The 25,306-nt window shown below is 70.4% G+C and carries 32 protein-coding genes and 1 pseudogene; 5 read left to right on the forward strand and 28 right to left on the reverse strand.

Annotation, left to right across the window (positions count from 1 at the left end; genetic code table 11):
• Nucleotides 1-116 precede the first annotated feature (116 nt).
• Nucleotides 117-1,421, forward strand: coding sequence for a polysaccharide deacetylase family protein (locus RM704_RS15415; RefSeq protein ID WP_033524603.1), 1,305 nt, complete (start codon nt 117-119; stop codon nt 1,419-1,421).
• Nucleotides 1,422-1,427: 6 nt separating this feature from the next.
• Here the strand turns inward: RM704_RS15415 and RM704_RS15420 are convergent, their stop codons facing one another.
• A complete protein-coding gene (locus tag RM704_RS15420; protein WP_033524604.1) occupies nt 1,428-2,408 on the reverse strand; it encodes an ATP-binding protein in 981 nt (326 codons plus the stop codon).
• A 99-nt stretch (nt 2,409-2,507) separates the two neighbouring features.
• Between RM704_RS15420 and RM704_RS15425 the strand changes: the two genes are divergently transcribed.
• Nucleotides 2,508-3,341 carry a Fic family protein gene (locus RM704_RS15425; RefSeq protein WP_033524605.1) on the forward strand — a complete coding sequence of 278 codons (834 nt, stop codon included), beginning with the start codon at nt 2,508-2,510 and terminating at the stop codon, nt 3,339-3,341.
• A gap of 369 nt (nt 3,342-3,710) precedes the next feature.
• On the opposite strand, the gene RM704_RS15430 is transcribed toward RM704_RS15425, so the two are convergent.
• A complete protein-coding gene (locus RM704_RS15430; RefSeq protein WP_078936882.1) occupies nt 3,711-4,547 on the reverse strand; it encodes an HAD family hydrolase in 837 nt (278 codons plus the stop codon).
• Between the two features lie 563 nt (nt 4,548-5,110).
• Here RM704_RS15430 and ssd point away from each other — a divergent pair.
• Both ssd and RM704_RS15440 read left to right on the forward strand, forming a co-directional pair.
• Nucleotides 5,111-6,205 carry a septum site-determining protein Ssd gene (gene ssd, locus RM704_RS15435; protein WP_033524607.1) on the forward strand — a complete coding sequence of 365 codons (1,095 nt, stop codon included), beginning with the start codon at nt 5,111-5,113 and terminating at the stop codon, nt 6,203-6,205.
• A 73-nt stretch (nt 6,206-6,278) separates the two neighbouring features.
• Nucleotides 6,279-6,881: pseudogene (locus RM704_RS15440) on the forward strand (ATPase, T2SS/T4P/T4SS family); the annotation flags it as partial.
• Between the two features lie 556 nt (nt 6,882-7,437).
• Here RM704_RS15440 and RM704_RS15445 read toward each other — a convergent pair.
• From RM704_RS15445 to RM704_RS15460, 4 genes are all read right to left on the reverse strand, one after another.
• Nucleotides 7,438-7,785 carry a hypothetical protein gene (locus tag RM704_RS15445; RefSeq protein WP_311590668.1) on the reverse strand — a complete coding sequence of 116 codons (348 nt, stop codon included), beginning with the start codon at nt 7,783-7,785 and terminating at the stop codon, nt 7,438-7,440.
• A gap of 206 nt (nt 7,786-7,991) precedes the next feature.
• A complete protein-coding gene (locus RM704_RS15450) occupies nt 7,992-8,141 on the reverse strand; it encodes a hypothetical protein (protein WP_192829521.1) in 150 nt (49 codons plus the stop codon).
• Nucleotides 8,142-8,364: 223 nt separating this feature from the next.
• A complete protein-coding gene (locus tag RM704_RS15455) occupies nt 8,365-8,529 on the reverse strand; it encodes a hypothetical protein (protein ID WP_192829522.1) in 165 nt (54 codons plus the stop codon).
• Complete coding sequence (locus RM704_RS15460) at nt 8,526-8,864, reverse strand: hypothetical protein (RefSeq protein WP_033524609.1); 339 nt, start codon at nt 8,862-8,864, stop codon at nt 8,526-8,528. The genes RM704_RS15455 and RM704_RS15460 overlap by 4 nt, the downstream gene beginning before the upstream one ends.
• A 143-nt stretch (nt 8,865-9,007) precedes the next feature.
• Here RM704_RS15460 and RM704_RS15465 point away from each other — a divergent pair, with 143 nt between their 5' ends.
• Nucleotides 9,008-9,745 carry a GntR family transcriptional regulator gene (locus tag RM704_RS15465; protein WP_033524610.1) on the forward strand — a complete coding sequence of 246 codons (738 nt, stop codon included), beginning with the start codon at nt 9,008-9,010 and terminating at the stop codon, nt 9,743-9,745.
• A gap of 66 nt (nt 9,746-9,811) precedes the next feature.
• Here the strand turns inward: RM704_RS15465 and RM704_RS15470 are convergent, their stop codons facing one another.
• The 22 genes from RM704_RS15470 to RM704_RS15575 all read right to left on the reverse strand — a co-directional run bounded on the left by RM704_RS15470 (nt 9,812) and on the right by RM704_RS15575 (nt 25,289).
• Nucleotides 9,812-10,435: a collagen-like domain-containing protein gene (locus RM704_RS15470; protein ID WP_052145761.1), complete on the reverse strand. Its 624-nt coding sequence runs from the start codon at nt 10,433-10,435 to the stop codon at nt 9,812-9,814.
• 1 nt (nt 10,436) lies between these two features.
• Entirely contained in the window at nt 10,437-10,742 is a 306-nt protein-coding gene (locus tag RM704_RS15475; RefSeq protein ID WP_033524611.1) for a hypothetical protein, read from the reverse strand.
• 16 nt (nt 10,743-10,758) lie between these two features.
• Nucleotides 10,759-10,986 carry a hypothetical protein gene (locus RM704_RS15480; protein ID WP_033524612.1) on the reverse strand — a complete coding sequence of 76 codons (228 nt, stop codon included), beginning with the start codon at nt 10,984-10,986 and terminating at the stop codon, nt 10,759-10,761.
• A gap of 2 nt (nt 10,987-10,988) precedes the next feature.
• On the reverse strand, nt 10,989-11,819 hold the full coding sequence (locus RM704_RS15485) for an N-acetylmuramoyl-L-alanine amidase (protein WP_033524613.1): 831 nt from the start codon (nt 11,817-11,819) through the stop codon (nt 10,989-10,991).
• A gap of 68 nt (nt 11,820-11,887) precedes the next feature.
• The gene (locus tag RM704_RS15490) at nt 11,888-12,139 is read right to left on the reverse strand and encodes a hypothetical protein (protein WP_033524614.1); all 252 of its coding nucleotides are present in this window, start codon (nt 12,137-12,139) and stop codon (nt 11,888-11,890) included.
• 10 nt (nt 12,140-12,149) lie between these two features.
• A complete protein-coding gene (locus RM704_RS15495) occupies nt 12,150-13,766 on the reverse strand; it encodes a right-handed parallel beta-helix repeat-containing protein (RefSeq protein WP_033524615.1) in 1,617 nt (538 codons plus the stop codon).
• Nucleotides 13,767-13,779: 13 nt separating this feature from the next.
• Nucleotides 13,780-16,917: a hypothetical protein gene (locus RM704_RS15500; protein WP_052145763.1), complete on the reverse strand. Its 3,138-nt coding sequence runs from the start codon at nt 16,915-16,917 to the stop codon at nt 13,780-13,782.
• Between the two features lie 16 nt (nt 16,918-16,933).
• Nucleotides 16,934-19,054 (reverse strand): phage tail protein, encoded by a 2,121-nt coding sequence (locus RM704_RS15505; RefSeq protein ID WP_052145764.1) that lies wholly within the window; start codon nt 19,052-19,054, stop codon nt 16,934-16,936.
• Between the two features lie 41 nt (nt 19,055-19,095).
• Entirely contained in the window at nt 19,096-19,371 is a 276-nt protein-coding gene (locus RM704_RS15510; protein ID WP_052145765.1) for a phage tail assembly protein T, read from the reverse strand.
• Nucleotides 19,372-19,439: 68 nt separating this feature from the next.
• On the reverse strand, nt 19,440-19,808 hold the full coding sequence (locus RM704_RS15515; protein ID WP_033524616.1) for a hypothetical protein: 369 nt from the start codon (nt 19,806-19,808) through the stop codon (nt 19,440-19,442).
• Nucleotides 19,809-19,823: 15 nt separating this feature from the next.
• Nucleotides 19,824-20,021 (reverse strand): hypothetical protein, encoded by a 198-nt coding sequence (locus tag RM704_RS15520; protein ID WP_033524617.1) that lies wholly within the window; start codon nt 20,019-20,021, stop codon nt 19,824-19,826.
• On the reverse strand, nt 20,021-20,440 hold the full coding sequence (locus RM704_RS15525; RefSeq protein ID WP_033524618.1) for a phage tail tube protein: 420 nt from the start codon (nt 20,438-20,440) through the stop codon (nt 20,021-20,023). The genes RM704_RS15520 and RM704_RS15525 overlap by 1 nt, the downstream gene beginning before the upstream one ends.
• A gap of 12 nt (nt 20,441-20,452) precedes the next feature.
• Nucleotides 20,453-20,854, reverse strand: coding sequence for a DUF3168 domain-containing protein (locus tag RM704_RS15530; protein WP_033524619.1), 402 nt, complete (start codon nt 20,852-20,854; stop codon nt 20,453-20,455).
• A complete protein-coding gene (locus tag RM704_RS15535; protein WP_157856633.1) occupies nt 20,851-21,000 on the reverse strand; it encodes a hypothetical protein in 150 nt (49 codons plus the stop codon). The genes RM704_RS15530 and RM704_RS15535 overlap by 4 nt, the downstream gene beginning before the upstream one ends.
• Nucleotides 21,001-21,014: 14 nt before the next feature.
• Complete coding sequence (locus tag RM704_RS15540; protein ID WP_033524620.1) at nt 21,015-21,377, reverse strand: HK97-gp10 family putative phage morphogenesis protein; 363 nt, start codon at nt 21,375-21,377, stop codon at nt 21,015-21,017.
• Nucleotides 21,378-21,380: 3 nt separating this feature from the next.
• Nucleotides 21,381-21,707, reverse strand: a complete 327-nt coding sequence (locus RM704_RS15545; protein ID WP_033524621.1) for a hypothetical protein — start codon at nt 21,705-21,707, stop codon at nt 21,381-21,383.
• Nucleotides 21,708-21,719: 12 nt separating this feature from the next.
• Nucleotides 21,720-22,061, reverse strand: coding sequence for a head-tail adaptor protein (locus RM704_RS15550; protein ID WP_033524622.1), 342 nt, complete (start codon nt 22,059-22,061; stop codon nt 21,720-21,722).
• The gene (locus tag RM704_RS15555; protein WP_033524623.1) at nt 22,058-22,654 is read right to left on the reverse strand and encodes a head-tail connector protein; all 597 of its coding nucleotides are present in this window, start codon (nt 22,652-22,654) and stop codon (nt 22,058-22,060) included. The genes RM704_RS15550 and RM704_RS15555 overlap by 4 nt, the downstream gene beginning before the upstream one ends.
• Before the next feature lie 12 nt (nt 22,655-22,666).
• Nucleotides 22,667-23,266 carry a hypothetical protein gene (locus RM704_RS15560; protein WP_052145766.1) on the reverse strand — a complete coding sequence of 200 codons (600 nt, stop codon included), beginning with the start codon at nt 23,264-23,266 and terminating at the stop codon, nt 22,667-22,669.
• Nucleotides 23,266-23,646 carry a hypothetical protein gene (locus RM704_RS15565; protein ID WP_033524624.1) on the reverse strand — a complete coding sequence of 127 codons (381 nt, stop codon included), beginning with the start codon at nt 23,644-23,646 and terminating at the stop codon, nt 23,266-23,268. The genes RM704_RS15560 and RM704_RS15565 overlap by 1 nt, the downstream gene beginning before the upstream one ends.
• A 19-nt stretch (nt 23,647-23,665) precedes the next feature.
• On the reverse strand, nt 23,666-24,517 hold the full coding sequence (locus RM704_RS15570) for a phage major capsid protein (RefSeq protein ID WP_033524625.1): 852 nt from the start codon (nt 24,515-24,517) through the stop codon (nt 23,666-23,668).
• Between the two features lie 16 nt (nt 24,518-24,533).
• Nucleotides 24,534-25,289 (reverse strand): hypothetical protein, encoded by a 756-nt coding sequence (locus RM704_RS15575; RefSeq protein ID WP_033524626.1) that lies wholly within the window; start codon nt 25,287-25,289, stop codon nt 24,534-24,536.
• Between the last annotated feature and the right edge of the window lie 17 nt (nt 25,290-25,306).

Here is a 25,306-nt window from a genome sequence, read left to right on the forward strand (position 1 = left end):
ATTAGATCACTCGCGGGGGTGAATGAAGCCTTTCATCGGCTTGTCGTATTAATCATGATCGGAACTCTGTGTGACCTTGGCTGCTCTGCCCCTGAGCGAAGGAAGGTGGGCGGGACATGGCCGTCACCCAGAGGATCGCCGCTGGAGTCACGCTCGCCGCGACCTGCGCCGCGACGCTCGCCGGATGCGGGATCGGTGAGCCGACGACGACCGTCGGCTCACCCGGCGCGAACACCACGGAGCAGGAGGGCCGGCAGGGCGGGCCCACGAAGGGAGGTGCCCCGGCGCCGCCCAAGACCGCGGTCCGGCTGATCGGCGACGGCTCCACCGCCTACACCGGGGTGCAGCCGCACCTGACCAGGCCGGAACGGCTGAAGCCCGGTCAGCGCCCCCCGCAGTTCGTGGTCTTCTCCTGGGACGGCGCGGGGGAGGACGGCCAACGGCTCTTCTCGCACTTCCGTGAGGTCGCCCGGGCCAACGACGCGACCATGACGTACTTCCTGAGCGGCGTGTACATGCTGCCGGAGGAGAAGCGGGACCTGTACCGGCCGCCCCAGCACTCACCGGGTCGCTCCGACATCGGGTTCAACGACGTCCGCGGAATCAAGGACACCGTGGACCAGCTGCGCGGTGCGTGGCTGGAGGGCAACGAGATCGGCACCCACTTCAACGGCCACTTCTGCGGCCCCGGCGGTGGGGTCGGCGAGTGGTCGGTCGAGGAGTGGAAGAGCGAGATCGCCCAGGCCAAGTCGTTCGTGAAGTCCTGGAAGACCAACACCGGCACGGAGAAGGCCGAGCCCCTGCCCTTCGACTACGACAAGGAGCTGATCGGCGCCCGCACACCCTGCCTGGAAGGGCAGGCGAACTTCACGCGGGCCGCCCGCGAACTGGGCTTCCGCTACGACACCAGCGGCGTCGGGACCCAGGTCTGGCCCGAGAAGAAGGACGGGCTGTGGGACCTGTCGATGCAACTGGTCCCCGTCCCGGGGCGGGACTTCGAGACGCTGACCATGGACTACAACTTCTACGTGAACCAGTCCGGCGCCCGGGCGGGGGCGCCCGACCGACGGGAACAGTGGGGCGACCAGTTCCGTGACGGGCTGCTCGCGGGCTTCGAGCGCGCCTACGAGGGCAACCGCGCGCCCCTGATCATCGGCAACCACTTCGAGTCCTGGAACGGCGGCGTCTACATGCGCGCCGTCGAGGAGGCCATCGAGGCGGTCTGCGGCAAGGCCGAGGTGCGCTGCGTCTCCTTCCGGCAGCTCGCCGACTGGCTCGACGCCCAGGACCCGAAGGTCCTGGACAGACTGCGCGGTCTGGGTGTCGGACAGTCCCCGAAGGAGGGCTGGAAGACCTTCCTGTCCGCCGGACCGGCACCGGCCCCGAAGGGTGTCCCGGGGGCACCCGCCGCCAGGCCGTAGCCACGCTCACACGGCGGCGGCGACCTCTTCGCCGAGCACGAACTCGGGGTCGATCTGCGCGGCCAGATCGGCCCCGGTCCTCTCGTTGCCCCAACCGAAGGCGTTCTTCAGGTGGAAGTGCGCCATCTGCCGGGTGTAGCGCTCCCAGTCGCGCAGCTCGTACGTGGCATCGGCCGCTTCGTGCAGGAGGCGCAGGGAACGGCGGTTGGCCTCCTCCAGCTGCTCGAAGCGGGGAGGGCGGCCCTTCTCCAGGGCGCGCACCCAGTCCGAGTGCCCGAGGGCGACCAGCAGGTCGTCCCCGACCTCGGTGCGGAGGAAGTCGAGGTCGTCCTGGCCGTGCACCTTGTTCCCGACGACCTTCAGGGCGACGCCGTAGTCGGCGGCGTACTCCTTGTACTGGCGGTAGACGGAGACTCCCCTCCGGGTCGGTTCGGCCACGAGGAACGTCATGTCGAAACGGGTGAACATGCCGGACGCGAAGGAGTCGGAACCGGCCGTCATGTCGACCACCACGTACTCGTCGCGGCCGTCCACCAGGTGGTTCAGGAAGAGCTCCACCGCTCCCGTCTTGGAGTGATAGCAGGCGACCCCCAGATCGGCGTCGGTGAAGCGGCCGGTGACCATCAAACGGACGGCCCCGCCGTCGAGTTCCACCGGGCGGGCGCAGGCGTCGTAGATCGCGTTCGGCTCGCAGATCCGCACCAGACGTGAGCCGTCGCCCGGCGGGGTGGTCTTGATCATCGTCTCGGCGGAGGCGATCCGCGGGTTGGCGCCCCGCAGATGGTTCTTGATCAGCGTCAGCCGCTCGCCCATCGCGGGCAGTTCGGCGGCCTCCGACTCGTCGAGGCCGAGAGCGACGCCCAGGTGCTGGTTGATGTCCGCGTCGACGGCGACGACGGGGGCCCCGGAGGCGGCGAGGTGGCGGATGAACAGGGAGGACAGCGTGGTCTTGCCACTCCCGCCCTTCCCGACGAAAGCAATTTTCATGTTCACTAACGGTAGTGGGATGGGCGCCAAGGGTGTTCGCGCCGCCGGGAAGACCACTCCTTCGAGGGGTCGGCAGCCCATGCGCGTAGGGTCGTACTCATGAGTACGACAGGTGCGGCCGCCGATCCGCTCGCGGCCCTGGGAGAGCTTCCCGGTGTGGCCGAATCCGTGGAGTCCGTGCGCAAGTCGGTGGACCGGGTCTACGGCCACCGCGTCATGCGCCGTCGCAGCAACGCGGTCACCTCCGAGGCGGCCCTGCGAGGCGCGCGCGGCTCGGCGGCGCTGTCCGGCGCCGACTGGGCCCTCGAAGAGGTACGGCGCCGTACGGACTTCAGCGGCCAGGACGGTGACGACGAGGCCCGCGCCGTGGGTGCGGCACTGCGGCTCACCGCCGAGGCGGGCCAGTTGCTGTCCATCTGGCGGCAGTCGCCCCTGCGGGTGCTGGCCCGCCTGCACCTCGTCGCGGCCGGAAGCGACGACGCGCGCGTGGGACGTCCGCGACAGGACGGCGAGACCGTCGACGAGCCGCTCGTCGAACTGCCCCTGCCGGGCGCGGCGGAGGTCGCCGGCCGGCTCGACGGCCTCTCCGATCTGATCATCAAGGGCAGTTCGGCCCCGGCCCTGGTGACTGCCGCCGTCGTCCACGGCGAACTGCTCGCCCTGCGGCCCTTCGGTTTCCACAACGGCCTTGTCGCCCGCGCGGCCGAGCGGATCGTCCTGATCGGCAGCGGCCTCGACCCCAAGTCGGTCTGCCCGGCGGAGGTCGGCCACGCGGAACTCGGCCGCGCCGCCTATCTGGCCGCCCTCGACGGCTATGCCTCCGGCACCCCGGAGGGCATGTCCGCCTGGATCACCCACTGCGGCAGGGCGATCGAGCTGGGCGCACGTGAGTCGACGGCCGTGTGCGAGGCGCTGCAGCGCGGGGCGGCGTAGAGACACGGGGCGGGCGGCGGGAAACCCCCGGAAAAGGGTTGCGGCGGTACGAGAATTCGTACCGCCGCTGGCATGTCCACCCGGTTACCAAGCGTCCTCGATATATGCCCATCAGGCCGGGAACTGTGGCCCGTGACCTGGTGCGGCTGGCCCGTAATCGACGGGTCGACGTCGCGTGGGTGCCCGGTGTTCATGCTGGGTCCGTGGGGCCAAAATGAGTTGTTAAAGGTGATCCTCTCGGATGTCCTTTGGTCTCGCGGGCCTTGAATCCTTTCTACTCCAGGGACCGGTCAAGCGGAACCCCTCGCTGCGCTTCTTTACTTTTAGGTTCAAAGAGGGTGAATCGGCTGCCGTCGTGCGGACCGCCGTTCAGGCGGTCGCCACACGGCGCCGACTCGCGTACCAGACGAGGCCGGCGGTGGCCGCCGCGGCGCCTATGGCGGCCGCCGCGAGCAGGGCGGGCCGCGGCCGCACGGCCAGGCGCTGCTTGAGGCGGACCGGGCGGTGGAAGTCGAGAATGGGCCACCCGCGCGCGAGGGCCTCCTTGCGCAACGTGCGGTCCGGGTTCACCGCGTGCGGGTGGCCCACGGCCTCCAGCATCGGCAGGTCCGTCGCCGAGTCGCTGTACGCGTAGCAGTGCGCGAGGTCGTACTCCTCGGACTGGGCCAGGTCCCGGATCGCCTCCGCCTTCGTCGGCCCGTAGGCGTAGTACTCCACCTCACCGGTGAAACAGCCGTCGTCACCGACGACCATCCGGGTCGCCACGACCCGGTCCGCGCCGAGGAGCTCGCCGATCGGCTCGACGACCTCGGCGCCGGAGGTGGAGACGATGACGACGTCCCGCCCCGCTATGTGGTGCTCCTCGATGAGGGAGGCGGCCTCGTCGTAGATGATCGGGTCGATCAGGTCGTGCAGGGTCTCGGCGACGATGTCCTTCACCTGTTGGACGTTCCAGCCCCGGCACAGCGCGGACAGATACTTCCGCATCCGTTCCATCTGGTCGTGGTCGGCGCCGCCCGCGAGGAACACGAACTGGGTGTACGCCGTTCGCAGGGCGGCCCTGCGGTTGATCAGGCCGCCTTGGTAGAAGGACTTGCTGAAGGTGAGCGTGCTCGACTTCGCAATGACCGTCTTGTCCAGGTCAAAGAAGGCCGCTGTGCGGGGCAAGGAGTGGTTTTCCACGGCCCGAGCATAGGCGCCCGCCATTCGGGCTAGTGTGGGGCGCGTGGGTTTGCCTGAGAGGCCTCTCGGGTACACCATGGAAGTCACGGATCGTTCGCGACCGTGCTAACCCGGTCCGGCTCCTCCCCCCCCGAGTCGGCCGTGGAGACGACCCCCACTCTCCCCCCCGGTGGGGGTCGTCGCATGTCCGGACGCGTTTCCTCTCTCCCCTCCTGCCCGCGAGGTGCTCTCGTGCCCTCGTGGGCTTTCCTCTGCCTTGGCACAGGATCCGTCACCGTGCGTAGCCGTGAGGCTGCGCTGTGGAAGTCGCACAAGCGTCGCCTGTTCGGGTGACGGCGATATCCCCAAGGGCCCAGTTGTCCACAGTTATCGACCAAGATCCACTTCATTTCGCAGACCGCTGCACCGTGATTCCAGCGCGTCCCGACGACGGCGAGTTCATGGCCGGTTCCGTTTCGCGGATGCGTAGCGCCGGATTCCGCCGACCGCCTCCGCGGCGGCCGATCTCCGGTGCGTCCCACAGGAGTTGAACGGGACGTCGGGAACACCGGGCGACCGCGTTCACACAGCGAGAGGGGCTGGAGATTATGGCGGGAGCCATCACCGACGACCGGCCGTCCGCCGCCGAGGGGCGGCAGGGCAGGCCGTTGATCGTCACCGAGGACGTGGAACTGCTGGACGACCTGCTGCGCCTGTGCGCGGCCGCGGGCGCCCGGCCGGAGGTCCACCACGGGGTGCCGGACGGGCGGGGCCGGTGGGAGACGGCGCCGCTCGTGCTCGTCGGAACCGACGCGGCGCGGCGGCTGCGCGGGGCCGCGCGCAGACGAGGAGTGGTGCTCGTCGGCAAGGACCAGGACGACTCAGGGGTCTGGCAGCGGGCGGTGGAGATCGGCGCCGACCACGTCCTGATGCTGCCGGACGGCGAGCAGTGGCTCGTCGACCGTATCGCGGACGTGGCGGAGGGCGTCGGCAGGCCGGCTCTCACCGTCGGCGTCGTCGGCGGCCGGGGCGGTGCCGGCGCGTCCACGCTGGCCTGCGCCCTCGCCGTCACCTCCGCACGACAGGGCACCCGCACCCTCCTCGTGGACGCCGATCCGCTCGGCGGTGGCCTGGACGTGCTCCTCGGCGGAGAGAGCGCCGACGGACTGCGCTGGCCGGCCTTCGCCGCGTCACGCGGCCGGGTCGGCGGCGGCGCGCTGGAGGAGTCACTGCCCGAGATGCACGCCCTGCGCGTCCTCAGCTGGGACCGGGGCGACGCCGTGGCCATTCCGCCCCAGGCCGTCCGCGCGGTGCTCGCGGCGGGCCGGCGGCGCGGCGGCGCGGTCGTCGTCGACCTGCCGCGCCGCGTCGACGAAGGCGTCGCCGAAGCCCTCGCCCAATTGGACATCGGGCTCCTGGTGGTCCCCGCCGAACTGCGCGCCGTCGCGGCCGCCTCCCGGGTCGCCTCCGCCTTCGGCATGGTCCTCCGTGACCTGCGCGTCGCGGTCCGCGGACCGTACGCCCCTGGCCTCGACGACCACGAGGTGGCCCGTCTCCTCGGGCTGCCGCTCGTGGGTGAGGTGCCCACCGAGGCCGAGTTGCCCGACGGCGGCAAACCACCCGGAGGCGTCCCCCGCGGACCGCTCGCGCGGTTCTGCGAGGGCTTCTGGGCGCGTGTGGCGGCTCGGGGTGAGGCGGCGTGAACCGGGTGCCGGGCAGCGGAGAGCCATGCGCGGCGGGGCCTCGCGGGCGCCGTGCGAGCGAGGGCGGGGCCCTGTGAACGGGATGGCCGACGACGGTCTGCTGGACGGTGTACGGCAGTGGCTCGTCGAGAGCGGGGCCGAGCCGACGCCCGCACGTGTGGCGCAGGCGCTGCGCGAGCGGGGCCGGGTGCTCGGGGACGCCGAGGTCCTCGGGGCGGCGGAGCGGCTGCGGTCGGAGCTGGTGGGGAGCGGGCCGTTGGAGCCGCTGCTCGCCGATCCCTCGGTCACCGATGTGCTGGTGTCCGCGCCGGACCGGGTGTGGGTGGACCGGGGCGGCGGCCTAGAGCTCACCGGGATCTCCTTCCCGGACGCGGCGGCCGTACGACGGCTCGCGCAGCGCCTGGCGGCCGTCGCCGGACGCCGACTGGACGACGCCCGACCGTGGGTGGATGCCCGGCTCCCGGACGGCACCCGGCTCCACGCGGTGCTCCCGCCGGTGGCCGTCGGTTCCACCTGCCTGTCCCTGAGGGTCGTCCGGCCCCGCGCCTTCACCCTCGCCGAACTCGTGGAGGCGGGCACGGTGCCGCCCGGCGGCGACCGCGTCCTGCGGGCGCTGATCCGCTCCCGGTTGTCGTACGTCATCAGCGGCGGGACCGGGACCGGGAACCCCAATCTTTTCCTATGACGCCTTTCAGTTGATCTTGTGCGGGCGCTGTTGTCGTGGCGGCATTCCGGCCTTCTGACCTGCGGTTATGCGGTCAATTTCCACAGCCTGTGGACCGGCCTTCGAATCCAAGGTTGCAGCGGAAATCGGCGCGTGGACGCGGCAGGGCCCGGACCTGCACCAAGGTCCGGGCCCTGCACCGAGCAGCCGCGCGCAGCCAGCAACGCGGATAGATACGGCCAGCCTACGAGCCCCCACTGACATGGAGCGGCCCCGACCGGATGATTCCTGGCCGGGGCCGCGGCGGCACTTCAGGTGATCAGGTCAGACGGCGGGCTGTCCGCTTCCGGGGCACATCTCTCGGCTGCCGACCGGCTGGTGTGGTGCGGTGGGCTGGCCGGGCTCCGCGCTGCCGTAGGCGCCGCATACGGGGCACGCGGCCGAGCACTGGCCGGGGTCGAAGCGATGGCTGCTCTGGTGGTCACACATGATCAGTTCTCCCTTGCTTGTCGGGATGGTGCTGATGTGTGGTGCACTCCCCGCGTCGCAGCTGTGCGGCGGGGAGGTCTCAGATGCGGCGGACGAACGCGCGCGACCCGTTGTGGAAGCTGACCGTCACGCCGACGTGGTCGGGTCGGCTGCGGTCCCTGGTGGACCATCGCTCAATGGAGGCGATGGCCGGGGACTCGGCTCGGCCGAGGACTGCCGCGAGCCACTCCTCGCCGCCGTCCGTCACGGTGGTGTCCGTCCAGGCCGCTGGCGTCCCTTCGACCTCGGCGGTAGGGGTGTCGTGCTTTTCGCCGTCCGCGAGTTGGCCGGTGACCTGCCACTGCACCTCGTTGGAGCCGACGGTCACTGCGAAGCCGAACGGGTACTTGTTGACCCCCGCTTCCGCGAGCGTCTGAACGCGGGCCACGCCCGGCGTGTTCTTAACGCAATCAATGACAAACGGAACAAAGCTATCGGGGCGCATCGTGGTCCTCTCCGGGCGAAGCGGCCAGTCTAGGCACTGGCGTGGCGACGGTTTCAAGGTTCTGGCGGCCCCGGCCGGGACACGCGTACCGGCCGGGGCCTGGTCCCGCCCGCCCCCAGGAACTCGCGGGGTGCAGGGACGGGCGGGTGTCATCGCCGTTCAGCCGGCGCGCTCTGGCGGGGCTTCGGCTTGCACCAGACCGTGCACACCTGGACGGTGCCCCCGGAGCCGCTCTCTCCCGGGTTTTCGATGGTGTCGAAGTTGCCCTTCAGGGGCTTGTCGCAGCGTGCGCAGAACATCAGGCGTCTCCTTGGATGTTGGTATCCGGTGTGGGGTCGTCGGTGCGGACGCAGTCCGAGCAGGCCCAGACCTCGACGCTGAGGTCATGGGCACCCATGCGCCCCGGCGCCCGGCCGAGGCTCACGGCCCCGCGCCATATGGCCTTGCCGCACAGGCAGCACGCCCACCCGGAGGACTGAGCCCACGTCAGGCCTGTGACGGGCGGCGGCTCGGGGAGATGGCTCACGGCTGGTCCGCCAGCGGGACGAGGCTGTGCGCGATGCGGCAGCGCTCGCACGCGAACAGCTTCCCTGCCTCGCCGACCTGTATGAGGCGCACGGTGTCGGACAGTCCGTCGTGCCAGGCGCACCATGCGATCGTGCGCGGGATCTCGGGCTGTTCGGTCATCGCCGTTCCCCTAACTGCGCCCAGAGTCCGCACTCGTCGGTCGTCATGCCGGACTGGCGGGCCAGGCCGGAGACGATCAGCCAGCCGGGGCCGTGGCTGTAGAGCAGGGGGATCTGGTCGGGGCCGCGCGCGGTGATGCGGATGCGGGGGCCGGCGGTCGAGAGGGTCATCTCGATGACGTCGGCTCCCGAGCCGAGCACGGCGACGAACAGTTCGTGTGCGATCTGCGGGGCGTCGGGGTGCTTGACGCGGCCAGCGGTCCACAGCCGGACGTGGGTGGCTTCGATGGGCAGCCCCTTGAAGGGCTTTTGCCACGTCTGGCCGGACTCGGGCATAGCTGACCCCCGGGAACCCTGGTTATCTGAGTACAGGTACTGCTTATCTGTACTCAGATTGTCGCCGAGATTGGCGCTGGTCAAGCGGGATGGGGATTATGTGTACTCAGATTGACTCGATCATTCGAAGTGGGGGTGTCTCGGTGGCACAGCCTGAGTACCTGCGAATCGCCGCCGACCTGCGGCGACGCATCTCCTCCGGCGAGTACGGGCCCGGCGACCAGATCCCCACGCTCCCCGCCCTGTGCAGGGAGTACGGCGTCTCCGACACCACCATTCGCAACGCGCTCCGCCTGCTCGCAGGCGAGGGACTCATCGAGACCCGGGCCCGCGCCGGAACCCGCGTGCGGCCCCGGCCGCCCGTCCACCGCATGGCCGCCGACCGCTACCGGGCCAAGCCCGGCGCCAAGTCCACGCCGTTCACTCGCGATCAGGGCATCGGCTGGTCCGAGTACCGGCTCGACAAGCGGTTCGAGGAGCTCGCGGCCCTCTTCGAGTGCGAGGTCGGCGAGCGGCTCCTCGCCCGGCACTTCGTGTTCCACGACAACGACCAGCCCACCCAGATGAGCACGTCCTACGTGCGGTGGTCCGACGTCGAGGGCACACCGGTGGCCGACCCCATCAGCGAGCCGTGGCCGGGCGGCACCAGGGCGCAGATGGCGAGCCTCGGTATCCGCGTCACCAGGATCACGGAGTCGTTCACCGCGGGCATGCCCACCGAGCTGGAGGCGGCGACGCTGCGGGTCGGCGCCGGGGTGCCGGTGCTGCGGTACACGCGGCGGCATATCGCTGACACGGGCCGGATCGTCGAGGTGGCGCACCCGATCGTGCGGCGCGGCGACACCACCGTCGTGGACTTCGCGATCGATCTCGACGACTGAGCCCCGGGCATGACGAAGCGCCCCCTGCACGGCCGCGTGGACCGTGCAGGGGGCGCTGTCGTGGGGCTACGGGTACTGGCGGCGGGTGGGATCGAGGGCGGCGAGCGGGTTTCCGTTGCCAGGCTCATCAGGCGGTGGGGCGCCGTCGCGGCGGCAGATGAGCGCGTCAGGGTCGTCGGCCGGCGCCTGGAGGCTGTAGCCGTCCGGGCAGGTCTGTCCGTCTTCGCCGTCGACCCCGTCGGACCCCGGCTCACCCCGGGGCCCGGCCGGTCCCGGCTCGCCCTGGGGTCCTGGCGGTCCGGCTGGCCCCGTCACGGACTCGCCGTCCCGGCCCGGGTGCCCCGGCTGCCCGGAGGCTCCGGGGGTTCCTGGGGTGCCGTCCTCGCCGTCTTCCCCGGGCTTGCCCGTGGCGCTCACCCCCGAAGGGCCTGGCGGTCCAGGCGGCCCGGCCGGTCCAGGCGGCCCGGTCACGGACGCACCCGGCTCACCCCGGGACCCCGGCGGCCCGGCCACGGGCTTCTCCCCGAGCTGCTGCACCTGCGACGCGAGGGCGTCCCGCGCCTCGTTCGCCGTGCGCAGATCCTGGGCTAGCTGCGAGGTCTGCCACCAGATGTACGCCACCAGCAAGGCCAGCAACCCGCCCAGCAGCAGGGCGACCGGGTCACGGCGGGGCAGTCTGTGCGCGCTCACGTCACGCCCCCTTGTTGGCGTTGTACAGCTGGATGGCGAGCAGCAGTACCGGTACGACGAGGCTGAAGAAGATCAGGCGGCGGTCGTTCTGCCGCTGCTTGTCCTTCTCCTCGGCCTGCTGTTCCAGCTTCGCGACGCGGGCGACGACTGCGGTGTGCCGCTCGTCCTGCGCCTGCTGCCCGAGGCGGAAGATCTCCGCGTCGACTTTCTGGTTGACGAGCCCGACGACTCCGTGAATGTCCTCCTTCAAATCCTGGCGGACGTCGTCCATGCGGCGGACTACTTCACCGGTCGTCGGGTCGGCCACGTGCGGCTCCGATCAGTCAGGCGTCCGAGCGCGGGGTGTGCGGCGCGGCCCACCCTGCGACCGCGGCGGACGCGGCCGGGATCAGCGAGAGCACGAACGGTTCCAGCGCGTCCGGCATGCTGCTGATGAGCGACGGGTCATCGGTGACTGCGCCGAGGATGGCCAGCGCGGCGAGGCTGACGAGGTACGTGACCGCGCTGGCGGCCTTGACCTTCTTCTCGATGGGGGCGGATGCAGAGGCCATGCCTACTCCTTGACGTCGAAGCCGCGGCGCTTGCCGAGCTTGGTGAGTGATGCGATGCCGGGGAGGCCGTCGGCGTCGTCGCCGGACCAGCCGCACCGGCGCTGCCAGAGGGCGTACGCGTCGACGGTGGCTGAGCCGAAGTGGCCGTCGGCGAGCGACCGGGCGAGGAGGCCCTCGGCGACGAGCGCGGCCTCGACGACCTTCGTCCCCGGGTACGAGACGGGGGTGCCCTTCTTCGGCGGGTCGGCCTTCGCCGCGGCGATGAGCTTCGAGAGGTCGACGACCGGCCGCTCCGTGGCCGGCGTCTCTGGCTCCGACCCACCGTCGTCGGGTCGGGGCGCGCCCTTCTTCGCCCAGGCGTAGACCGCGTCACCGGGGCACGTGGTGGCGTAGCCGTCGCGGTGCCCGCCGAGCCAGTCGCCGGCCGGACCGTTTGTGCGGCAGTGCTCGATGGCATCCCGCGCGCCGTGCAGCTGCTCGTCGGTCGGCTGGGTGCGGCCGGAGGAGCCGACGAGCAGGCACACCGCGTAGTCCTGCTCGTTGAGCGTGGTGTTGCCGTTCGCGCTGTTGCGGCGCTTGAGGCCGCGGCCCTCGTACACGTAGCCGTGGGTGCAGACCAGGAAGCTGTAGCCGATGTCGGACCAGCCGCGACCGTCCATGTGCTGGTCCTGGAGCAGCCGTATGTAGGCGCCGCAGCGGTCGTGCGTCCGGTCGGCGAATTCGGTGCCGAGGTAGTGGAGTTTCACGCCGCGGCGCGCCCGGCTGTACGGGGTCGCGCCGTTCGGCGTGCGGTAGTCGCGGGCACCCCACTGGGCGCGCGTGACGAGCTTCATGGGGTGCCTCCTGGGCATGAGAAAAGCCCCGGCCAGACGGCACGGGGCGAACAGAGAAGGCGAAGCGGTCAGTCCTCGGGGGTGCCGATTCGCACTGGCCGGACCACGACGGTCACGTTCCGGCTCGTGTCGTCGAAGTGGCCAGCCGCCTCCACGAGCGCCCCGTTCGGCGCCCCCGGGCCGGTCGGCCATGCCTCCAGCTCGGCCAGGACGAGCGTGCGGACGGCCTCGAACTGGGTGGTGTCGCCGTGGTTGTCGGCCGCCTCGATCTTGGCTACGACGTCCGCGACCAGGCCCTCGATCCGCAGGCTGAAGCTCATGTGCGTCCCTTCAGGAGATGTCGGTGGCCGTGGTGTTCGGCGTCGTCGACAGGTCGGAGAGGGCGCCGCCGGTGAACTCCGTGCCGCGCCAGTCGTTGCCGTTGCGGTGGATCAGCGTGCACGTGTTGGTGATGGACAGGCCGTTGATGGCCTCGTTGCCTGTGCCGTTGGGCCGCGTCTTGTTCCCGGACAGGCTGATCGAGGAGGCGGCCGTCGAGATGCGGACGCCGTAGTAGGTCGCGTTCGTCGCCCGGCCGGGACTCTTCACGTAGTTGTTCCGCAGGTGGATGTTGTTGCCGTCCTGTACCAAGATGCCGTTCTCGTCCGGGAACTTGACCTCGTTGCCGGTGAACGTCATGTGCTGGCAGGTCACCGCTGTGATGCCGTGGGAGCCGGGCGTGTAGACCTCGTTGCCGGTGATGCTGCCGTGGAGGCAGGTCTCCAGGCTGATGCCGGTGCCGTCGACGTTGGCGATCGCGTTGCCGCTGATCGCGAACCGCTGTACCTCCTGGCAGCGGATCCCGGCCTGCCCCGACGTCGAGCCGTCGATGGAGTTGCTGCCGATGGTGAGGTTGAGGATCTGCCCGGAGGTCTCGCCGAGCGCCACGATCGGCTCGTCATAGGCCAGGCCGCCCCTGAACGTGTTGCCGACCACCGATAGGTTCCGCATGGACTGTGAGGCGGACGTCTGGGTGCCGTCGGGGAGCTTGGTGTCCTCGGTGTCGGACAGGATGACCGTCCGCAGCCGCACCCCGGAGCCACAGCTGACGAAGGTGTTCGCCGCGATGGCCGCGTCCTCCCAGTTGTAGCCGGACACGGCGTACTGCAGGAGGCCCTCGAAGCTGTTGCCGATCACACGGATGCGGCGGTGATACTTCGTGATCGTCGCGCTGTGGGAGCCGACCCCGCGCGGCCACGCGGTCGTACCTGCCGTACCGGACGCGCCGAAGTGGCAGCCGGTCACGAGGATGTCCTCGCACGCCGTGTGGTCGTAGGGCCCGAACCCCCCGAACACGCCCACGCTCTTGGCGAGGTCGATCTGTACGGCCTCGCTGAAGTCCCTTGATCCGGGGTCGATGTAGCCGCGGAACTTGCAGTTGCGGATCACGCCGTGGGTGGTGCTGTTCATCTCGATGGCGTGGTAGCCGGGCAGGTCCCTGACTTCGAGGTCCTGGATGGTGATGTCGGTGGCGTGCCCGATCGAGATGCACATCGCGCTCGCGGTGAGCCCGGCGGTCGTGCCCCTCATGTTCCATAGGCCGCCCTCGATCGTGATCCGGGAGTGCCCGGTGTAGCCGCCGAACGACTGGCCCGCGTCCCCGTTGATGATCATCGTGGCGGCGACATTGCGGCGGAACTCGGCGCCGGCCATCAGGGTGAGCTTTGTGTTGTTGTAGATCCGCAGGGTCGCGCCGATCAGGTACACCCCGGGCGGGACGACGACCTGGGCGCCGCCGACGTCTCTCGCGGCGTTGAGGGCCAGCTGAATGCCGGGGTCGGCGTTCACGGTGCCGCTGCTGTCCGCGCCGTAGTTCGTGACCTGGAACGCGGAGCGCTGGTTCATGGACTCCAGGCGGCCGGCGGTGATGTCCATTCCGGCGAACCACTGCTCGACAGGCGTAGCCAACGGGTCCTCCTCTCTACAGGGACGCGATCGCCGGGTACGCCAGCGTCACGGGGGCGCCGGCGAGGTGGGCTTTGGTGACGCCGTTGTAGGAGCGGGCGCCGATGGTGAAGGTCTGCGGGTTGGACGTGCCGGAGATGGCGGTGACGAGCATCTGCTCGCCGTCGACGTCGATCAGGATCGGCATCTCGTTGGTGTCGGTGGTCCACCTCGGTCCGGCGGTGACGTTGACGCTGAGGGTGCCGTCGTCGGCGTCGACGCCGGCGGCCAGTTCGCTGCCGTCGGTGTTGGCCTTGGTCGGGGCGTGGCTGCCGACGATGATCCTGAGGTCGTCGATGTAGACGGCGTCCTCGCCGGACGTCGCGCTGTTGTCCTTGGCGTAGCGGAAGACGACCGCGGACTTGCCGGTGACGTCGACGGTGAACTTCGTCCAGGCGGTGGCTCCTTGGGCGCGCAGGACCTGGACGCCGTCGACGAGGACCAGGAGCCGGTCTCCCTCGAACCCGGGCCCCGAGGCTTCGCTGCTGGTGCGGTACCAGAACGACAGCGACGTGGCGGCCGCCGGCAGGGTGAGGGCGGCGTCGGAGGTCTGGTTGTTGCTGATGGCGCCGGAACGCAGGGAGTTCGAGCCGCTGTGCGCCTGCGCGGTCGTTCGCGTCCACGGCAGGTTGCCGCCGCCTGTGATCGTGACGTCGTAGACGCCGTCCTCGAACCCCTCCGCGACCACGTTGGTAGTGGCCAGGCGCCACGGCCCTGCCGGCGAACAGTTGAACGTGATCGTCCACTGCTGCAGCTCGGCCCGCTCGTGCCAGCCTTGGACGATCAGGTCGAGGTGCCCGAACTCGACGTAGCTCGGCAGGTTGATGATGCGGATCAGGTCGCCCTCGCGCATCCGCAGGATGTCGGGGATGAGCGCCTGGGCGCCGGGCTTGTGGAGCATGACGGTGACCGAGGGGTAGCGGGCGCCGTCGTGGGTGAGCAGGTGCAGCAGCCAGTACGCGATCGGCTCGGTCTGGGTGTCGGCGTCCAGCGATAGTTCGGGGGCGTGGTCGTAGGAGCCGATCCGGTCGGTGCCGTACTTCCCGCCGACGAGGACGGCCCGGCCCTCGCTCCCGCCGGAGCGTTTGACGGTGATGTCGTTGCGGACGAAGTCGGCCTCTTCCTTGGGCTTGAGGTTCTCGTCGTCGAGGCCGGGCTCGTTGCAGTCCAGGATCAGGGCGGGTTCCTGGGCGTACATGCTGGAGCGCTCGCGGTAGACCAGGCCGAGGCGGTCGCGGTCCTCGATGAGGATGCCGCCGTCGGCCTCGGCCGCCTGGTGCAGCAGTTCGAGGATCTCCTCGGGGCGCTGCGGGCCGACCCGTTCGGGGGTGAGGCGTCCGGGGACGCGGGCGATGGGGAGGCTCTCCTCGGTGGCGAGGCGGCTCAGGCGCTGCCACGCGGTCTCGCCGCTGTATGCGGAGTCGGAGCCGTTGTAGATGGTGTTCGCGGCGTCCGGCATGACCGACAGGTGCCCGAACGACCAGTTCTCGGTCAGGGCGCCCCAGTTCGCGGTGACGGCGGTGACATGGCCTGGCGAGCCGGTGACCGTTTCGTCGAACTGGAGGGTGTTTTCGTTGACGTGGGCCCAGCCGACGACCCATTCCATCTGGCCGCCGCCGACGTCCTGGACGTAGAAGCGGAGCCGGTGCCAGCCGTGGAAATGATCGCGGGTGAAGCTGATGCCCTGGTTGATGATGTCGGTGCCGGAGGCGTTGTACCCGGCGACGTGCGCGGACCCTGCCTTCATGCTGATGACCCAGCGGCGCACGGTGCCGGTGGTGGAGATGCTGAGGATCTCTGCCCGGGGCCCTGCGTCGGGCGGGGCGTTGTCGTCCGCGTTGTAGACGCATTCGACCTGCCACTGCCCATCGGTGGCGGTGGGGACGATCGCCGACAAGGTGGCGGCCGAGGACAGTTTCGGCAGCGCCTTGGAGCTGGGCAGGGTGTCGACAGCGGCCCACTCGATGCCGGTGACGGCGGCCGGCTGGACGCCGGTGATCGGCGAGGAGGCGCGGGAGGCCTCGCGGTCCTCCTCGAAGTGCCAGTACGCGATCGGGTTCCCGGACGGGATACGGCGGCGCAGCGTGGAGTTGAGGGCCTTGGTGCCCTGGTCGTAGCGGCGCAGGACGCCTGCGGCCTCCACCGAGCACCACACGTCCGCGCCGCCGGGCACCCACGCTTTGGGCCAGGTGGAGATCTCCCCGTGGAAGCGGTAGGCGCGGTTGCTGATGCGGGCGGTGCCGTTGTAGGTCCAGGCGCGGCCTGCGGAGTCGGTGAACCCGGCCGAGCCGACGGCCTGGGTGGTGAAGTCGGGGCTGGCGACCAGGACGCCGGCGCCGTAGACCTGGGCGGCGTAGACCTTGCCCTCATACGGGCGGCGCGGCGGGCTCACGTTCAGGTGCGTGGGGGAGATCGTCAGCGGGGCGGTGCTGGTGTGCACGGTGATCGGGCCGACGAGGGTGGAGGAGAACGTGTCCCCGATCTGTGTCCAGGGCCCGGCGATCGTGGGCGCCCAGTAGTGGCTGATCGAGAACCCGCCGCCCCCGTTGTCGGCGTCGAGGACGGTCCGCAGCGCGGCCCGGTCGGGCAGCACCGGCAGCGGCTGCGCGGCGAACACGAACGTCGTCGAGCTGTACTGCACCTGCATGTACAGCCAGCCGTCCTGCAGCCGCATGTGGTACGACCGCTCGCCCACTCCGCCCCACTTCCCGAGCAGCATGACCGCGCCGGGCCCGTACCAGTTGGCCTCGCCGTCCCACCGCAGCTCGATGTCGCCGGTGATGTCGAGGGAGGCGTGGTCGGGGGTGGAGGCGTAGGACGTCTCGGCGCCGGTGAGTTCGAGGTAGGAGGTGTCGCCGGGCACGGACACGCGCACGGCCGTGTTGGGGCCGAGCAGCCCCCACAGCGGCGATTCGGGGTTGCGGGTGGAGTACTTCCCGTCCCGGTTGTTCAGTGTGATCGTCAGGTTTCCCGGGTCGGTGCGGGAGCCGAAGTCCCGGCGGCCGTGGTCGATCTCCATGGCGTCGCGCTCGTAGACGTCGCTGGTGATGTCGGTCCAGACGCCGTCGAGCCGCAGCTCGGTGCGCCGGTCCAGCGGGGTGTGCGGGAACACCATGCGTAAGGCCCCCTTTCTAGTTCTGGCCGAAGGCCTTCTGCACGTTGCCGCCGCCGTCCTTGACGACGATGTAGCGGATGATCGCCTTGATGGCCTCGGGCCCGGCGACCTCGATGCGGACCGTGGAGGCCGCAGCCCCGGCCGCGCCGCCGCCGCGGCCGGCGCGGTTGGCGAGGGTGAGGCCGGGCATGGTGGCCATGCCGTCGAGGGCGGACTGCACCCCGGGGACGCCGTCGGTGATGCCCTGCCCGAACGCGTCGGCGAGCGCCTGGCCGGAGTAGAGGGTGTAGCCCTTGCCCGCGAACGGGCCGGTCTTGGCGGGGCTGAAGGGGAAGTAGTCCCGGGCCGCGCTCACGATCGAGCCGGCGGCGTTCTTGACCGAGCCGAGCATGCCCTTGATGCCGTTGATGAAGCCCTGGATCAGCGCCCGGCCCGCGCCCGACAGGACGTTTCCGAGGTTGCCCAGTCCCGACTTGACCCGGCCCGGGATGCCCTTCACCCAGTTGATCAGCTCGGTCGCCTTGCGGACCGTCGCGTTCTTCATCGACGTCCAGTGCTTGATCAACAATCCCAAGGCGGTCCAGTTCAAAAATGCCTGGTAGATCCAGCCGGGGATCTTCTTCACCCACGCGACGATCGCGTTCCAGATCGCCACCGTCTTGGACTGGATCGTCGACCAGTGCTTGATGACGAGCCCGATGATCGACCAGTTCAGGAAGAGATCCCAGACCTTCTGGGCGATGCCCTTGATCCACGTCCAGACCGCGTTCCAGGCCGCGATGGTGAACGCTTTGATCTCGTCCCAGTAGGCGATGATCAGCGCGACGAGGGCGATCACGGCCAGGATGATCCAGCCGACCGGCCCCATGGCGATCAGCCACTGCGCGGCCATCGTCGCGGCCCAGATGATCGCGCGGGCGGCCATCAGCACGAACTGGCGGACCGCGATCAGCGCCGTGCGGATCATCTGCGCGGCGAATGTCGCCATCGACCGCAGCGCGGCCCCGGCCCAAGCGGCGGCGGTGCGGGCCGCCGAGGCGACGGCGGCCGCCGCGATCCTTGCGTAGGCGCCGATGCCGACGGCCATCATCCGCGTCCACCCGGCGATCGCCCGGTAGGTCGAGGACGCCATCACCGTGTTGGCGACGGCGACGACCTTCGCTCCGGCCGCCCAGAGCTTCATCCCGATGGCGACCGCGACAATGCTGGTGGCCATCGCGGACAGCACGTCCGGCGGCAGTGCGTTGATGATCCGCGCGAGGACCAGGGCGACCTGGGTGGTGACCCCGATCAGCGGGCCGAGCGCGGCGAGCAGGTTCAGGGCCGCCTTGGCGACCTGGCCGAGGGTGGTGGCGCCCTCGCGGGCGAGGGCGATGAACTCCGCGAACCCCTCGCTGTTGTGCAGGCTCTGGCCCCAGCGGGCGAACGCGGCCGTGCCCGCTTCGAAGCCGCCGGACATCGTGGTCGACAGCGGCAGGAAGGCCTTGATGACGCCGCCGATCCCGACGGCGATGTTCTTCAGCCCGAACAGGAAGCTCTGCAGGTTCTTACCCGCGACCTTCGCCATGGAGTCGGCGAAGGCCTGCAGGCCCTTGCCGGAGGTGGCGCGGTCGATCTCGTCGACGAACGCCCCGAAGGCCTCGGCGCCGGCCTTGGCGAACGGTGTGAGCGCGGGCAGCAGACGGCGCATGAGCTGCAGGCCCTTGGTGAAGACCGGCATCGTCGTCGACGACAGCGAGTCCGACCAGGCGCTGTAGTCCTTCTTCAGCCCGATGAACTCCTTGGCCGTCGCGCGGGTGGCCGGGGGCAGCTGGGCGAGGGCGTCGTTGTAGGCCTTCTGTTTCTCGGCCGCGTCCTCGGCGCCGGCGGCCGCCGCCTTCTCCGCCTCCTCGGCGAGGGTGGCGACGTCGGCCACGGCCTGCATCTGCGGCCCGACGGCGAGCTGGAATGCCTTCGCCGCGATACCGGCGGAGACGAACGAGGCCGCCATCGCGCCGACACCGGCGGCCACGGCGGCCGCGACCGGCAGGCCGACACCGAGGCCGCCGACGGCCTTGCCGACGCCGGTCAGGACCTTCTTGGCCTTGTCGGCGCCCGCCTGCAGCTGGTCGGTGTCGATGCCCAGGCGCACCGTCATTGAGGCGAGGGTGGTCATGGGCGATCACCCCCTCGCGCTGTTCAGTTGTTGGTGATCACCCGCCCCTGCAGGGAGGCGTTCGCGACCATGGCCGCCTTGAAGAGTTCTTCCGGCGACTTGCGTACGGGTGTGCGGTCCCAGCGGGGCATGAAGTCGGCCAGCTTGGGCGCCCGTTGCCCCTTGCCGCGGTTCACCGCGACGATGGCGGACGCGATCGTCGCCGCGTTCACGTCCCCGCGGACTGCGCCCAGGGGGCCCGCGATCTGCTCGTACGCCCGCCACTCGGCGAGCTCCGCCGAGCCGATGTCGGCGAGCATGTGGCGCACGGAGCGGGCCTTGAGGTGCGCGGCCAGCCGGAAGTAGAACTGCCTGGCTGGCCGCGCCCTCAGTTTCCCGTCAGTTCCTTGACGTCCTCATCGCTCAGCCTCGACAGACGGACCGCGACGTCGCACACGCGCGTGAGCGCGGCCGCGGACTTCTCCCCCAGCCGCTTGGTCTCGGCCACCGACCGGAACAGCACCTTGCCGTCCGCGTCGACGATCGCCGCGGCGGCGAGCCGGGAGCGGAACCCTTCCAGGCCCTCGGCGCGGATCGAGGCGCCGTCCTTGCCGACGAACTGCGACTCGAACTTGTCCCGCTCGGTGCCCGGCAGCTCCCGCACACGGACGGTGCCGCCCCACTCGGGAACCTCGACGTCCTCATACGTGAGGTCGTCCGCGCCGAGGATCTGATCGGCGGACAGGTACTGGGTCATGGGCCGTTCACCTTCTCATTCGTCGTGCAGGGCGTCGGTCACTGTGACCTGGTCGGCCGTGAGGGTGACCGTGACGGTCGGTCGTTCGTCGGGGTTGACGGCCACCACCACGTGACTGTCGCGGGGTATGGCGGCCGGTAGTTCCACGCCGTCGACCAGGACGTGGCAGCCGGTGCCGCGCCGGATCACCTCGATCCGCTTGGCGCGCGGCATCAGGAGCCGGTGGTGATGGTGGGCTTGCCGGACACCTTGTAGGTCACGCTCGCGGCGAGCTTGTCGTCGTGCGGGGCCTCGGGTTCGAAATTGGTGATGATCGCCTTGAAGGCCCAGTTGCCCAGCGTTCCGGGCCAGACGACCTTGTAGCTGCGGGGCACCGCGTCGGCGAAGTCGGCGAGCAGCGAGTCGTGTTCGCGGGGGTCGTAGTTGAGGTCGAGCTCGACCTCGCCACCGTCCTTGAGGCCGCCGATGAACTCGCGCCAGGCGTCCTCGCTGTCGTGCGCGGTGACGTCGTAGGTCTCGCGCTCGATACCGGGCGGGGTGATGTCGGTGACGTTCGCGATGGGGGTGAAAATCTCGGGGGTGGCTCCGTCGCCGCGCTGCAGCTGGGTGCCGAAAGCGTCCAGACCAGCCATCGGTCTGCCTCCTTACGCTTTGGTCAGCCACACGCGATAGCTGACGTTGATGTGCCGGATGTCGGGGTCGGGGTCGCGCAGCTCGGTGTGCTGCTGGTGCGCGACCGACACGTCACGGAAGCCGCTGACGGTCAGAGGCTGGCGGTCCAGGACGGTGTCGAGGGCGGTGAGAATGTCGGCCGCCTCCTTGTAGCCGGGGTAGGACGACCAGATGTGGAGCTCCGCCTGGGCTTCGAGGCCGCGTTGGTTGTGGGCGTCGTCGACGGTCTCGGTGATCGAGCCGACGGTGACGTAGGGGTGCGGCTGGTTCTCGGGGACCTCGTCGAAGACGCCGGTAACCAGGGCTGTCAGCGGGGCGTTGGCGCGCAGCTGCTGCACGATGGCGAGCTGCAGCGGCCACAGGGCCGTTGTCACCCGCCCCTCCCTCGCTGCTTGTCGTTGGCGATCTTCTTCTCCAGCCGGGCGATCTTCTGCAGCGCATCGGCCCGCGCTGCCTCCGCATCGGCCAGGCGCCTGCGCTCGCGCGTCAGTTGCCGGAGCCAGGAGTCGGTCAGGCTCACCTGCTCACCCCCCTTCAGATGTGCCGACGGAACGCCGCCCGGTAGGTGCGGGTGACCTGCCTGCGGTGGTCGTTGAAAGCGGGCACTAGGTACGGCTGGGCGGCCATCTTCGAGGTGCCCTTCTCGACGTACAGGGCGTACTCCAGCTGGTCTTCCTCCCACACCCCCACCTCGGCCCGCCCGAAGTGGGCGTTGACGCGCTTGTCGAGGGCCTGGAAGAGGCCGCCCTCGTCACGCGGCGCCTTCTCCGTGGCGGTGCCCTTGACGTTGTCGGCCCACTCCTCCAGCGTCTCGGCGCGGGCCTGCCGCATCGCCTCGGGCACGCGCGCGACGGCGCGCAGCGCGTTCTGCAGGCCCTCCAGCCGCACCCGGGCCATGGCTCAGGGCAGCTGCAGGACGGCGACCGTGACGGAGGTGGCCGCGCTGTAGGTGACCGCGGCCCTGCCGGTGGCCGGGTCCCGGTAGGTGGACTTCAGCGGGATGAACGCGTCGCCGCCGGCGGGGATGACTTGTGCGGCGTCGGCGATCGCGAGGCCGCCGACGGTGCCCGGGGTGGCGACGGTGACGGTCTTCGCCGAGGCGTCGTCGTTGCGGACGTGCAGGACGAGCTTCTCGCCGATCGGGGCTTGGTCGCCGCCTCCGGCAGCGGCGGCGTAGGTGGGCTGCAGCCCGCCCAGGGGCATCGCTTGTGCGATCAGGACAGCCATAGCGGGGGCTCCTCACGTGGTGCTGTTCAGGGGTTGGACGAGCGTGCAGTCCGCCCGGAGGTAGGTGCCGTCCTCGGACGGCTCGAAGACGGCGACGACCTTGAGCACGCGCCCGGGCGGGCGCAGTTGGTCACGCCGCTGTACGTCGGTGCCGGGCGCGAAGTACCAGGTCTCGTTCAGCTCGGCGCCGGCCTGGTCGGCGGCCGTCCGCTCGCGTGCGGACGGCTGAGACCTGCGGGCGCGCGGGGTGGACTGGTGCACCCAGGTCGTCGCCTGGCCCCCGCCGCCGTCGTCGACGGACGCCTCGCGCCAGACCTCGATCCTGCGGTTCAGTAGGCGGCCGACGCGGCTCACCTCGACCTCACCACCGTGACGCCTCCGCCGAAGCGTGCGGCGAGCTGCTCGCGCAGGTAGTCGGGCAGCTCGATGTCGGTGATGCGGCCGCTGTCGCCGTAGGTCACGGCGTAGTCCCCGATGCGTTCGGAGCGAATGTCCCGCGCGGCCAGGCCCTCGCCGTCGGGCTGGGCCCGGTGGGCGACGAGGACGGCGGCCGCGATCCGGCACACCAGGCCGACGAGGTCCGCCGGCACCGTGGCCAGGCCGTGGGTGTAGGTGACGGTGACCTCGGACGGCTCGGGGCCGGGTGACCAGCCTGCCGCCCGCCACAGCTGCCCGGACCGCAGCTTCCAGTCCGTGACCGTCTCGCCGTCGATGGCGACGGAGGCGACGGAGAGGACGGGGGGCCCGGGCAGGCTCAGCCACTGAGAGTTGTCCGGGCCCTCCAGGGCGACGGTGGAGGTGGTCTGGCTGATCGGTACGCCGGCCGCCTCGCGAACGGAGGCCGAGGCCTCCGCCAGGAACGTGCCGACGATGGTCGTCTCGGAGACCTCGACAGTCAGCCCGCGAGCCTCCAGGTCCGCCACCGACGCCAGGGCTGCCAGTGCCACGGTGGCCTCCCGTCAGGTCGCAAGGTCGATCAGGTCGGCCTTGGTGTAGTTGGAGGCGTCCTCGGCGGAGAGCAGGCCCTTGGAGACGACGTGGGCGATCCACTCCGACTTCGGGGCGTCCTCGTCCGGGCGGGCGCCCGCAGGCGTAGGCACGGGCTCGTTGCCGGGGGTGGGGCCGGGGTGCTGGGCGTGGTCGGCCGGGAGGTCGATCAGCTCCTGGCGGGTCATGCCCTCGGCCCGCTCGGCGTCGAGGCCGAGCGCGGTCACCGCGTACAGCACCCAGTCCTTCTTCGGTGCCGACTTGGCCGGCCTCGGTACCGGCTCCTGGCCGAGCGGGCCCCCGGGCGCGGGCGCGGGGGTGTTCTCGCGCAGGGGCGAGCCGTCGGCGTTGACCTGCCGCAGGTAGCCCAGCCGCAGCCGCCGCTTGAGGTCCGAGCTCATCTTCGAGGGCGTCATCTCGAAGACGGAGCCGCCCTCGCCCCGGATGAAGACGGTGCCCTCATCCTTGACCGGCGGCCGAGCCTTGGACTGGGCCTGCCGACTGCGGAGGAGCTGCAGGGCGGCGGCCAGCTCCTCCTCGGTGAAGCCCTCAGCTGATGCGGAGCCGGCCATCACACGCTCCGCGGGATACGCAGGACGTCGATCGTCCCGGCGTAGCCGGTCTCGAAGTCGATGAGCAGGGTGCCGTCGTTCTGGAGGAACCTGCCGGACTCGAAAGGCCCGAAGTAGCGGACCCCGGACGTGGCGGCGACCTCGACGGTGAGGTCTCCCTGCCCGGCGGCCATCGCGGGCGGGTTGTCGCCGGCGCGCACGATGAGGTCGTGTGCGGCGCCGTCGGTGTGGGTGGTGCGGATCAGGGTGTACTCGGGCACGGCGTCGTTGATGACGACGCCGTTGGTGACGAGCGTGGCGTCCACGGTCGTCGGCCCGGTGGCTCCGTTGAGGGAGCTGTTGGCGACCAGGTTGCGGTACGCCACTGCGGTGCGGGGCATGGCCGGGTGTCCTTCCTGCTCAGGTCTGGGAGGCGGTGACGATGGCGATGCCGTCGGGGCGCACGAGCTTCGCCCCGTACAGGGCCAGGCCCTTGACGGCGTCGGAGAAGGAGGACTCCGGCCGGTAGGCCTCGGTCTTGTTGATCTGCTCCGCGAAGCTGATCGCCGCGTTGACCCCGGCCTGGATGACGTTGTCGTCGCCGGTGGGGTTCGGGGTGTTGTTGGACTGCGCGATGTTGAAGCCGGCCGCGCGTCCGACGAAGCCGTTGCGCAGGGCGTCGGTGGTTCCGGCCTTGTCGGCGGAGATGAACCGGTCGTCGCGCAGCAGGCGGCCGGTGAACCAGGGCGGGACCACGCAGTAGCGGCCCTCGGTGGGCACGTCGGCGTTGTCCAGGGCGACCTTCAGCGGCACGAGGACATCGTCGTAGGCGTCCGTGGGGGTGGCCGCGACGACGGAGATGGTGCCGAGGTTGTTGGCCGCGGCGACGCCGGTGTAGAGGCCGGCGATGTACCGGTCGGCGACGTCGCGCAGCCGGTAGGCCGCGCGGCTCATCGCCTCGGGCATGACGTTGCCCTTGGCCTGCCGCTTGTCGACGTCGTCGACCTTGAACGCCCAGTACTTGGACTGGTCGATGACGAGGTTGCGCTGAGCGTCGGTCAGCTCCTCCGGCGTGATGACCGTCGAGTTCGGCACGTAGTCCGAGATCGTCGGGTCACTGATGGAGGTGATCTTGACGACGTCGCCGGACTCGGCGATCTCGCCCTCGTAGTCCCGGTTGACCACCATGGGCCCGCCGTAGACGAGAGACCTGCGCCACGCGACCAGGAGCCGGGCGCTCCAGATCTGCGGCTTGAAGTTGTTGATGGACATCGGTGCCCTCCAGGGGTCATCCGGCGCCGAGCAGGTCGTCGAGTCGGCCGTCTTCCTGGGCCTTGACGATCTGTTCGGCGGACATGTTCTTGAGGTCGCGCTCGGTGAGCTGCTTCGGACGGCCCGCCTTGCGCGCTGCCCCTCCGTCGCCGGTGCCCTGGAACCTCTTCGCCGTTGCGGCGCCCAGGTAGGGCTTGTCCTTGATCAGGTCCTCGATCGCCTCGGCGATCTCCTCCGCGTCGACTTCGCCGTCGTCGCCGACCTCGAACTGTTCGAGGTCGATGAACCTCAGCGCGTCGCGGGGATCCGCGAGCTTCTTCGCCGCGGCCGCCCTGATCTCGGCCTTGAGGATGCGGGTGTTGGCGGCGGCCGTTGCGGCCGCGGTCGCCTTGGCCACGGCGTCATCGCCGCCGCCTTTGTCCTTGTCCGCCAGTCGGCGCTCAAGGTCGCGGCGCTTGTCCCGCTCGCTGCGCCACTTGCCTTTCATGGAGGCCAGGGCTCGCTTGCCCTTGTCGCCGAGCTGGTCGGCGCCCTCGGGGTCCGCGTCGTCCTCGCCTTCGCCGTCCTGGTCGTCGTCGCCGGCCTCGGCGTCGTCGTCCTGGCCGTCGTCGTCACCCTCGTCACCGTCGCCGTCCTGGCCGTCGTCCTCGTCGGGGGCGCCGCCGAGGATGGGCCAGACCGGGTGCAGCTCGTCGTCCTCGCCGGGGCGGGCCTTGCGCCAGCCGACGGCAGTGAGACCGGTGAGCGGGTGTACGGGCAGGGGTGCGTGCATGGTGGTGTCTCCCGTTG

Origin of the sequence: Streptomyces gottesmaniae, from assembly GCF_031845845.1 — a bacterium.
Lineage (GTDB): Bacteria > Actinomycetota > Actinomycetes > Streptomycetales > Streptomycetaceae > Streptomyces > Streptomyces akebiae.